Annotated in this window: 9 protein-coding genes; 6 read left to right on the top strand and 3 right to left on the bottom strand. The window is 62.9% G+C overall.

Annotated features, from left to right (window positions below):
- The first annotated feature begins 192 nt into the window (after window positions 1–192).
- Entirely contained in the window at window positions 193–2001 is a 1809-nt protein-coding gene (locus ACF8R4_RS01460; protein ID WP_060498407.1) for an ABC transporter ATP-binding protein/permease, read from the top strand.
- A 58-nt stretch (window positions 2002–2059) separates the two neighbouring features.
- Here the strand turns inward: ACF8R4_RS01460 and ACF8R4_RS01455 are convergent, their stop codons facing one another.
- The 3 genes from ACF8R4_RS01455 to ACF8R4_RS01445 all read right to left on the bottom strand — a co-directional run bounded on the left by ACF8R4_RS01455 (window position 2060) and on the right by ACF8R4_RS01445 (window position 4087).
- Entirely contained in the window at window positions 2060–3262 is a 1203-nt protein-coding gene (locus tag ACF8R4_RS01455; RefSeq protein ID WP_060498406.1) for an MFS transporter, read from the bottom strand.
- Between the two features lie 203 nt (window positions 3263–3465).
- Complete coding sequence (locus tag ACF8R4_RS01450; RefSeq protein WP_060498405.1) at window positions 3466–3780, bottom strand: DNA-binding transcriptional regulator; 315 nt, start codon at window positions 3778–3780, stop codon at window positions 3466–3468.
- The gene (locus ACF8R4_RS01445; RefSeq protein WP_164524355.1) at window positions 3767–4087 is read right to left on the bottom strand and encodes a transcriptional regulator; all 321 of its coding nucleotides are present in this window, start codon (window positions 4085–4087) and stop codon (window positions 3767–3769) included. The genes ACF8R4_RS01450 and ACF8R4_RS01445 overlap by 14 nt, the downstream gene beginning before the upstream one ends.
- A 381-nt stretch (window positions 4088–4468) precedes the next feature.
- Here ACF8R4_RS01445 and ACF8R4_RS01440 point away from each other — a divergent pair, with 381 nt between their 5' ends.
- The 5 genes from ACF8R4_RS01440 (at window position 4469) to ACF8R4_RS01420 (ending at window position 9627) form a co-directional block, all read left to right on the top strand.
- On the top strand, window positions 4469–6709 hold the full coding sequence (locus ACF8R4_RS01440; RefSeq protein WP_392491536.1) for a TonB-dependent siderophore receptor: 2241 nt from the start codon (window positions 4469–4471) through the stop codon (window positions 6707–6709).
- Window positions 6710–6851: 142 nt separating this feature from the next.
- Complete coding sequence (locus tag ACF8R4_RS01435) at window positions 6852–7139, top strand: hypothetical protein (RefSeq protein ID WP_060498403.1); 288 nt, start codon at window positions 6852–6854, stop codon at window positions 7137–7139.
- Window positions 7136–8659 carry a PepSY-associated TM helix domain-containing protein gene (locus ACF8R4_RS01430; RefSeq protein WP_392491534.1) on the top strand — a complete coding sequence of 508 codons (1524 nt, stop codon included), beginning with the start codon at window positions 7136–7138 and terminating at the stop codon, window positions 8657–8659. Before ACF8R4_RS01435 ends, ACF8R4_RS01430 begins: the two co-directional genes overlap by 4 nt.
- The gene (locus ACF8R4_RS01425; protein ID WP_060498401.1) at window positions 8656–8988 is read left to right on the top strand and encodes a DUF3325 domain-containing protein; all 333 of its coding nucleotides are present in this window, start codon (window positions 8656–8658) and stop codon (window positions 8986–8988) included. Before ACF8R4_RS01430 ends, ACF8R4_RS01425 begins: the two co-directional genes overlap by 4 nt.
- A gap of 99 nt (window positions 8989–9087) precedes the next feature.
- A complete protein-coding gene (locus ACF8R4_RS01420; RefSeq protein WP_060498400.1) occupies window positions 9088–9627 on the top strand; it encodes a histidine phosphatase family protein in 540 nt (179 codons plus the stop codon).
- Window position 9628 lies beyond the last annotated feature (1 nt).

Genomic DNA, 9628 nt, shown 5'->3' with positions numbered 1-9628 from the left:
TCTCACGCAAGTCTCGGCCTTGCCCAGATCCCTGTAGGAGCGGCTTTAGCCGCGAACACCGGCAACGCCGGTGCCATCCACCGCGCCACCTGCTTCAAATAACCCAAGCAATCATGAAATGTGCGTCATCTATGCCTGACGAATCGCGGAGCAATGCTACGCTCGCGGAAATACTCAGCACGGATACCCACCATGGAAATGAACTGGCACCAGGCTTTGCAAGAGAGCCTGAGCTGGCTGGCAATCGCCTCGTTCATCACCTTAGTCTGCTTCGCAGCAGCTGCCACACTGGCTGTGCGCTGCACGCGTTGGGGCAGCCAGTTCTGGCAGCTTGCCGGGCCCTATTTCAGTTTCAGGCGCAGTTGGCGGCCGCTGTTGGTGTTTGCGTTGCTGCTGGTGTTGACACTGTTCTCTGTACGGCTGAACGTGCTGTTCTCGTTCTGGTACAACGGCTTCTACAGCGCTTTGCAGGGCCTTGATCAAACCGCGTTCTGGTACTTGCTTGGCGTCTTTGCCGTACTGGCTACCATTCATGTGTTGCGCTCGCTGTTCACGTTCTATGTAACCCAGGCATTTAGCATTCATTGGCGGGTCTGGCTCACCGAGCGCCTGACCCACGACTGGATGAAAGGCGATGCCTACTACCGCGGCCAGTTCCTCGCCGAGCCGGTGGACAACCCCGACCAACGTATCGAGCTGGATATCAACGCCTTCGTCACCAACTCGGTGAGCCTGGCGTTGGGCGCGGTCAGTGCGCTGGTTTCGCTGGTGGCATTCACCGGCATTCTCTGGGGGCTGTCGGCACCGCTGACGGTGGCCGGGGTGGAGATCCCCCGGGCGATGGTGTTTGCCGTGTACCTGTATGTCATCGTCGCCACCTGGGTCGCCTTCCGCCTCGGGCGCCCATTGATCCGCCTGAATTTCCTCAACGAAAAACTCACTGCGAACTTCCGCTATGCGCTGATGCGCTTGCGTGAGAACGCCGAGAACATCGCCTTCTACCAAGGTGCTCAGGTGGAGCGGGGCACCTTGCTGGGCCGCTTCGCTGCCCTGATTGTGAATGCCTGGGCGCTGGTGTTCCGAAACCTCAAGTTCAGTGGCTTCAACCTGGGCGTCAGCCAGGTTGCCGTGGTGTTCCCGTTCATTCTGCAGGCGCCGCGTTTCTTCAGCGGAGCGATCAAGCTGGGCGACGTCATGCAAACGTCCCAGGCATTTGGCCAGGTGCAGGATTCGTTATCGTTCTTCCGTGAGTCATATGATGCGTTTGCCCAGTACCGGGCGACCCTCGACCGTCTGACCGGGTTTCTCGATGCCAATGAGCAGGCGAGCGCATTGCCACGCGTCCTGACCGAAGACCAGGCGCATGCGCTGCAGATCACCCGCCTGCAGGTGCTGCGTCCAGACGGGCACGCCCTTATTGCCGACCTGGACCTGAGCCTGCACGCGGGTCAGGCGCTTTTGATCAAAGGGCCATCGGGCAGTGGTAAAACCACGCTGCTGCGCGCCCTGGCGGGCCTTTGGCCGTATGCCGAAGGTGAGGTCAGGCGGCCAATGGGCCATCAGGCACTGTTCCTGTCGCAGCGCCCGTACCTGCCTCTGGGTGACTTGCGTACTGTCATTGCCTACCCGGCAGCCAGCAAGCCTGAGGATGAGGTGCGGATGCAGCAGGCGTTGCGCCAGGTGAACCTGGCTCACCTGGCCGAGCGCCTGGACGTCAGTTGCGACTGGTCACACATTCTTTCAGTGGGTGAGCAGCAGCGTCTGGCATTCGCCCGGGTACTGTTCAACCGGCCGCAGGTGGTGTTCCTCGACGAGTCCACCTCGGCGATGGACGAGGGCCTCGAACATGCCTTGTATGCGTTGTTGCGCTCGGAAATGCCGGGTGCACTGCTGGTCAGTGTCGGCCACCGCAGCACGCTGGCAGCGTTCCATACCCATCGGCTGGATGTGGATGGGCATGGCGGTTGGTCGTTGCTGGAGCAGGAGGCTGCGCTGGCCTAGTTTGCGTCCGGGTGCTGATCACCGTCCAGCACGGCGATCAGCCGGGCGCTTTCCAGGCTTAGCGCAGCAGTATCAACCCCGCCAAGGTGGCGCCAGCGAACCCCGCGCCCACCAGAAACGTTGCCTGAAATCCTGCGCCATCCCACAGCAACCCGGCTACCACGCTGGCGGCCAGCAGTGCCACGCCGGTCAGCAGGTTGAACAGGCCGAAGGCGGTACCACGCAGGTGGGCCGGGGCACTGTCGGCGATCATGGCCGCGAAGACACCTTGGCTGAAGCCCAGGTGCAGGCCCCAGGCCGCCACCCCCAGGGCCAGCCCGCCCCAGCCCGGTAGCAGGGCCAGCAGCAGGTCGGCAGCGATCAGCAAACCCAACCCGGCCATCAGCACGCCTCGGCGCCCCACCCGGTCCGACAGCACCCCGGCAGGGTAGGCCGACAGTGAGTAGGCCAGCGCCATCAAGACCAGCACCGCCGGCGCCCACAGCGGTGCCAGGCCCATGTCCTGGGCACGCAGCAGCAGGAACGCTTCGCTGAAACGAGCAAGGGTGAACACCGTTGCCAGGCCGATCAGTCGCCAATACGCCGACCCGAGTTGCACCAACTCGTGCAGTGCCAACGGTGTGCGCACCGGCCGTGCGGCAGGCGGCGTTTCAGGTTCGCGAACGAAGGCGATGAGAATGTACACCGCTACAAATGCCGGGATCACCGCTACCCAGAACACGGTTTGGAAATGGCTCGCGGTCAGCCACATCAGCACGATTGCCAACAACGGCCCGAGGAAGGCGCCCACGGTATCGAGCGCCTGGCGCAGGCCGAACGCCGCGCCTCGCAGCTCGGCGGGGGTGACATCGGCCACCAGCGCATCGCGCGGCGCCCCGCGAATGCCTTTACCGACCCGGTCCACGAAACGTGCTGCGGTCAGCCACTCCAGCCCGGAGGCAATGGGGAACACCGGCTTGGTCAGCGCAGCCAGGCCATAACCGAGCACCGTCAGCAGCTTGCGCTTGCCCAGCCGGTCGCTGAGGGCGCCGGAAAACACCTTGGTGATCGATCCGGTCGCTTCGGCAATGCCTTCGATAACGCCCACAGCGACTACCGACGTGCCGAGCACGGTAACCATGTACAGCGGCAGTAGCGCATGGATCATCTCCGAGGAGATATCCATGAACATCGACACGAAGCCCAGCGCCCAGACGCTACGAGGGATCTTCGGCAGGCTTCTGGAGGTATGTGCAGAGCGGCTGTCTTCATTGCTGCGCATCTGGGCTCCCGACAGAGTTGCTACGTTCGAAACTGTAAGAGCCTCCTTGCAGGATGCAAATCGGATGAGTGGGTAGCGGCAATGGCCAGTGTGCTCACCACCCAGGTCGCTGGGTGGTGGCGTGTAGCCTGAGCGCCGTGACACGCGCCGGTTGCCGAGGCTACTGCGCGGCCCGCCGCAGGCACGCTCGTTCAGGGGAGCCGTTACAGGCCCTGAAGCACTTCACGAAAAACGTCCGGGCGAGAAGCTGCAATGTGGAGTAGGGACCGAGCGGCACCTGATGGCGCGCGCCTACCTTGCTCCCACTCCTGAAGCGTGCGTACTGAAACGCCCAGCAACTCGGCAAACTTGAGCTGGGAGAGCCCCGTTTTGCTCCGTGCCTCGGCGGCCTTGGTCACCTCTATCTGATGTACTGCTCCATAGCGGCCAGCTTTCACGTTGCGTATGGATTCCAGCAACTCCTCACCGATGTTACGGCTGGCATCGCGCAGCATCAGCTCTTTTTCAGTCAGGGGCATGGTTGAGCTCCTTGGCAATCTTGCGCAACACATGCGCGGGTATGTTTTCAGTAGCGCTCTTGCAGTAAATAAGCAATGCGACCAAGGCGCCATTGGCGAGTTGGGCCGTGTAGATCACACGTGCTGCTCCTCGCTTGCCCTTGCCGTCCAGGCTCCAGCGCACCTTGCGGCATCCGCCTGAGCCGGGAATCACAGAGCCGGCATCGGGATCATTCGCAAGGTAGGACATGAAGGCTCCGTGCTCTTCTTCAGTCCAGTATTCAGGCCATTGCCTTGAGAAAAGTGGCGCTTCAATGATTGTCAGCATACTGCATCCCTACGTCTTTGACGTAGTTATTTTGCTATGTTCGGCTGAGCTCAAGAAGCGCAGGGATGTATCGACGGGTTTCTGATGAGCGTTGGCGCTGAAGTCGCCGGAGCCGCTGCGCGGCCTTCCGCAAGCAAGCCAACGCCTACAAGGCTGCGCAAGACTTCGTGCGTTGCGAACAGCAACTGCTCTACCTCGGGTTTCAGCAAAGTTCCGTTACAAACATGTAAACTTCGTAAATAAGATTTACTCGCATTTGCGTCTCTCTATATTTACCTCCCCTGTTGGCCACCAAACTGTGTTTGTGGGGCCGGTGGGCGAGGGCTCCCGGTTTCCAACAGGGATGTGCCTTTTCGCTCATGAATCGCAGGAGATGTACCCATGCAGTGCAGAACTTCACCCAATAGCCTGGCCCTGGCGTTCGTCGCGCTGGCGTCGCCGGCCATGATGGCCACCGCGGCTGAAGCCGAGGAGCAGCGTACGGGTGAGGTGCTGGAAGTGCCGGTCGCCGACAACGCGCTGGTGATCCAGGACACCCTGATCACCGCCGAGCGCGAGGCGCACCAGGCCTTGGGCTCGTCGATCATCACCGCCGAAGACATCAAGCGCCACCCGCCGACCAATGACCTGTCCGACATCATCCGCCGCGAGCCCGGCGTCAACCTGACCGGCAACAGCGCCAGCGGCGCACGGGGCAACAACCGTCAGATCGACCTGCGCGGCATGGGCCCGGAGAACACCTTGATTCTCATCGACGGCAAACCGTCCAGCGCCCGCAACGCCGTGCGTTATGGCTGGAACGGCGACCGCGATACCCGAGGTGAAACCAACTGGGTGCCGGCCGAAGCGGTCGAGCGCATCGAGATCCTGCGCGGCCCGGCTGCCGCACGCTACGGTTCCGGCGCCATGGGCGGGGTGGTCAACATCATCACCAAGCGCCCCACCGACGAACTCAAGGGCAGTGTCAGCCTGTATACACAACTGCCGGAAGACAGCGCCGAAGGCGCCAGCCGCCGCGCCAACTTCAACCTGGGTGGCGGCCTTACCGACAACCTCGGGTTCCGTCTGTATGGCGGCTTGGCCAAGACCGACGCCGACGACCTCGACATCAACGCCAACCACGCCAACAGCGCACTGGTTGCCGGACGCGAAGGTGTGCGCAACAAAGACATCAATGGCTTGCTGAGCTGGAAGCTCAACGACGAGCACCGCCTTGAAGCCAGTGCAGGCTACAGCCGTCAGGGCAACATCTACGCGGGCGACACGATGAACAGCAACGGCGGCAGCGATGTCGCGTTGATTTCCAGCCTGTATGGCCACGAAACCAACATCATGCAGCGCAGCACGTACGACCTGACCCACTTGGGCGACTTTACCTGGGGTACCAGCAAGACCACCCTGGCTTACGAGTACGTGCGTAACTGGCGCCTCAACGAGGGCCTGGCCGGTGGCCCGGAAGGGGCGATCAACGACAGCGGCGCGGCGATGTCGCGGCTGCGCAACACCCGTTTGAGCAGTGAGGTCAACCTGCCGTTCAGCATGGGCAGCACTGAACATGTGCTGACCTTGGGCGGTGAATACCTGTACGAGTCTCTCAATGACCAGGGCTCGTTCCGCCCGCAAAGCTTCGACCCGAGCGGTTCGGGCAATGATGCGATCAGCGGCTTCGATCGCAGCGATACGAAGATGACGGCCAGAAGCTATGCGTTGTTCGTCGAGGACAATATCGTCCTGGGTGATACGACCGTGACGCCCGGCCTGCGCTTCGACCATCACGAGATGTTTGGCGACAACTTCAGCCCAAGCCTGAACCTGTCGCACAAACTGACCGAGGCACTGTCGGTCAAGGGCGGCATTGCTCGTGCCTACAAGGTACCGAACCTGTACCAGTCCAACCCCAATTACCTGCTCTACAGCCGTGGCCAGGGCTGCAGTGTGCAGCAGACCAACTCCGGCGGCTGCTACCTGCAAGGTAATGCCGACCTCAAGCCAGAGATCAGCGTCAACAAGGAAATCGGCCTGCGGTACGACCGTGGCACCTGGCGTACCAGCGCGACCTATTTCCGCAACGACTACAAGAACAAGATCATCGGCGGGACCGATGTGCTCTACGCCATTAACAGCGGTCGCCGCGTGACCCAGTGGGAGAACGCGGGCGAAGCGCGGGTGGAAGGTATCGAAGGCAACTTCTTCATCGAACTGACGCCGACCCTGGACTGGAACACCAACCTGACCTGGATGCTCGACAACGACAACCGCGAAACCGGCGAGCCGCTGTCGGTGATCCCGGTGTACACCGTCAACACCACCCTCGACTGGCGGGCCACCGAGCAGCTGTCGTTCCAGGTAGCGGGCACCTACTTTGGCAAGCAGAAGTCACCGACCTACAACTACCGCACCCAGCAAGACTACGACAAGACCGCGCAGCAGGACGTCGAGGCGTATGGCCTGGTGGACGTGAGTGCCGGGTACAAGTTCAACGCCAACTACGACGTGCGGGTAGGCGTGAACAACGTGTTCGACAAGCAGATCCTGCGTGGCGGCAACGCCAGCAGCTCGGGGGCCAACACCTATAACCAGCCGGGCAGGGCGGTGTTTGCTGCGCTGAATATCAACTTCTGACAGCGGGGGCCGTTTTGCGGTCCGATCGCGACACAAGGCCGCTCCTACAGGCGATTCGCATTCCCTGTAGGAGCGGCCTTGTGTCGCGATCGGGCTGCAAAGCAGCCCCAGATGCCCTACCTGTCCATGCCACGGAGCCCCGATGATGAAAGCCCCCGCCTGGCTACAAATACTCTCCCGCAGCACCGCCGCACTGCTCGGCGGCTATGCCCTCAGCTACGCCGCCACTGCCTGCCTGGCCCGCATCCTGCCGCTGTCTGCCACCGACGCGGTCATCGTCGCGACCCTGCCCGCGTTCATTTTCTACACCGCCACCATCCTCTGGGCCTTCGCCAGCCATGATGCCTTGCGTGCCTGGGCGCCGCTGGTATTGGCCGTGCCCCTGGCCCTGGTCGGTTTCTGGCCGCAAATACTGGAGCGCCTGGCATGAAAAACACCTTCACCCAGTCGATGGCGTGGCTGCACACCTGGGCCGGCTTGATCTTTGGCTGGCTGCTGTTCGCCATTTTCGTTACCGGGACGCTGGCAGTGTTCGACAAGGAGCTCAACCACTGGATGCAGCCGGAGATCCCGGCTACTCAGGTGTCCCAGGCCGCCGCCGCGCAGCGTGCCATCGCCTACCTGCAGGCCCATGAGCCGAAGGCCGGCAACTGGGGCATCAGTCTGCCGAGCGAGCGCTCGCCAGGCCTGCGCGTGTCCACCGGCGAGCGGCGCTACGGTGGCGGCGTACAGCTCGACCCGCGCACCGGCGAAGCCATTGAGGTGCGTGACAGCGTCGGCGGCAACTTTTTCTTTCGCTTCCACTTCATCCTCGACCTGCCACGCAACTGGGGCATCTTCGTGGTCGGCGCGCTGGCACTGGTGATGCTGGCCGCATTGGTGACCGGCATCGTCATCCACAAGAAGATCTTCAAGGAGTTCTTCACCTTCCGGCCAAACAAGGGCCAGCGCTCGTGGCTGGATTTTCACAACGCCAGTGCGGTGCTGCTGCTGCCGTTCCACCTGATGATCACCTATACCGGCCTGGTGATCTTCATGCTCATTTATATCCCTGCCGGGGTGGATGCACGCTTTGCCGGTGACACCCGCGCCTACTTCCAGGCACAGGGTAATGCCCGCCTGGAGCAACCCCGTGGCCTGGCCAGGCAGCCGGCCACCCTGGTCGATGTGGCGCCGTTGCTGGCCCAGGCCGAGGCGCGTCTGGGGCCTATTGGCGGCTTGAACATTCGCAACCCCAACACTGCAGCGGCGCGTATCGAAATCCGCCCCGAACTGGGCAACCGCATCGCCCTCGCCAAGGGGCAGGCCATGGTTTTCGACGGCGTCAGCGGGGCGTTACTCAGCGATGTGCCTGAATGGCGTGCGGCACCGCTGACCCAACGGGTCATGGTCGGCCTGCACTTCGCCCAGTTCGGCGGTTACCCGATGCGCTGGCTGTACTTCATGTGCGGGTTGGTCAGTTGCCTGATGATCGCCAGCGGGTTGGTGTTGTTCTGCGTGAAGCGTGGGCGTAAATACGCCAGCGCCACCGCCGAAACATCGGCACGGCGTTGGCACCGGGTGGCCGAAGTGTGCAACGTGGGCTTTATCAGCGGCCTGCTGCTGGCATGCGTGGGGCTGCTGTGGGCCAGCCGTTTGCTACCGGTGGATTTGATGCAGCGGGAAAGCTGGGAAGTGCGCGCGTTCTTCGGCGTATGGCTGCTGGCGCTGTTGCATGCCGGCGTCAGGCCGGCGCGGTGCGCCTGGGTCGAACAACTGCTGCTGGCGGCATTGCTGTGCATCGGTCTGGGTGCATTTGGCGGCCTCGAAGACACGATGCGTATGGGCGTAGCGGGCTGTGCGCTGGTGCTGGGAGTGTTGCTTGGTCTGGTGGCCTGGCGGGTGTGGCAAGCACAGCCAGCGCAACAGAAGATCAGGGTGGGCCGGCAACAGAAGGAGGCCAAGGCATGATGATGTGGATCATAGGTGGCGTGGTGTTTGCCTACGCCGGCATGCTTGGGCTGTGCCAAGGGCTGGAGCGGCATTACAAGCAAGTGTGGAGCCGGGCGTGCCCACCCGCGCTGCGTGTCGGCCTGCGCAGTGCAGGTTGGTTGGCGTTGCTGGCCAGCCTGATGATGTGTGCCCAGGCCTGGGGCTGGGCCATGGGGCCGGTGGCCTGGTTCGGCGCGCTGTCGCTGGCGGGGTTGCTGCTGGTGATGCTGCTGCCGTACTGGCCGCGGATGGCGGTCGGGTTGGTGGCCGCGGTGCCGGTGTGGGGCCTGGTGTCACTGATAGCTTGACCGGGCCTCATCGCGGTAAAGGCTGGTACGACATAGTTGCAGCCAAAAGCTTCGCAGCGTGTTAAACCATGGGCCCCAGCCTGCTGCGAGAGAGCCCCGGTGAAAACCGTCCGCCTGACCCTGATCTGCCACGCCCTGACCCAGGCCCAGAAGGTCGGGCGCCTGCACCGGACAGATGACGGCATCTTGCCGTTAACGCAACAGCCCGACGCCATGCTGCCCGGCATGCAGCTGCTGGCTGCGCCAGAGCGGCGAGCCTGCGAGACGGCTACATGGCTGGCGGGGCAGGTGCAGGTCGAACCGGGCTTGGCCGATTGCGACCTGGGTCACTGGCAGGGGCTGGCGTTGAAGCAATTGCAGGCTGAGCAGCCTGGAGCATTGGCGCAATGGTTACAGGACCCGGCCAGTGCGCCGCACGGGGGGGAGTCGTTCGCCGCCCTGTGCCAGCGCCTGGCCGCCTGGCTGGCAGCCTTCGACAGGCCGGGCGATTGGCTGGCGGTGACCCACCCCATGGTCATGCGCGCTGTGTTGGTAGAGGTGTTGGGGTGCCCGATGAAGGCCAGCCAGCGTATCGACGTGCTTCCCCTGTCACGCCTGGATCTGAGTTTTACCGGGCAGTGGCGCCTGCGCCTGGAATGAG

This window comes from Pseudomonas sp. FYR_2 (genome assembly GCF_043106425.1).
GTDB classification, from domain to species: domain Bacteria; phylum Pseudomonadota; class Gammaproteobacteria; order Pseudomonadales; family Pseudomonadaceae; genus Aquipseudomonas; species Aquipseudomonas monteilii.
Note: the sequence above shows the minus strand (reverse complement) of the source record. Positions and strands in the feature narration are given on the sequence as shown.

Coding starts and splice junctions, on each gene's coding strand:
- ACF8R4_RS01460 (WP_060498407.1), top strand. CDS start 193: ATGGAAATGAACTGGCACCAGGCTTTGCAAGAGAGCCTGAGCTGGCTG.
- ACF8R4_RS01455 (WP_060498406.1), bottom strand. CDS start 3,262: ATGCGCAGCAATGAAGACAGCCGCTCTGCACATACCTCCAGAAGCCTG.
- ACF8R4_RS01450 (WP_060498405.1), bottom strand. CDS start 3,780: ATGCCCCTGACTGAAAAAGAGCTGATGCTGCGCGATGCCAGCCGTAAC.
- ACF8R4_RS01445 (WP_164524355.1), bottom strand. CDS start 4,087: ATGCTGACAATCATTGAAGCGCCACTTTTCTCAAGGCAATGGCCTGAA.
- ACF8R4_RS01440 (WP_392491536.1), top strand. CDS start 4,469: ATGCAGTGCAGAACTTCACCCAATAGCCTGGCCCTGGCGTTCGTCGCG.
- ACF8R4_RS01435 (WP_060498403.1), top strand. CDS start 6,852: ATGATGAAAGCCCCCGCCTGGCTACAAATACTCTCCCGCAGCACCGCC.
- ACF8R4_RS01430 (WP_392491534.1), top strand. CDS start 7,136: ATGAAAAACACCTTCACCCAGTCGATGGCGTGGCTGCACACCTGGGCC.
- ACF8R4_RS01425 (WP_060498401.1), top strand. CDS start 8,656: ATGATGATGTGGATCATAGGTGGCGTGGTGTTTGCCTACGCCGGCATG.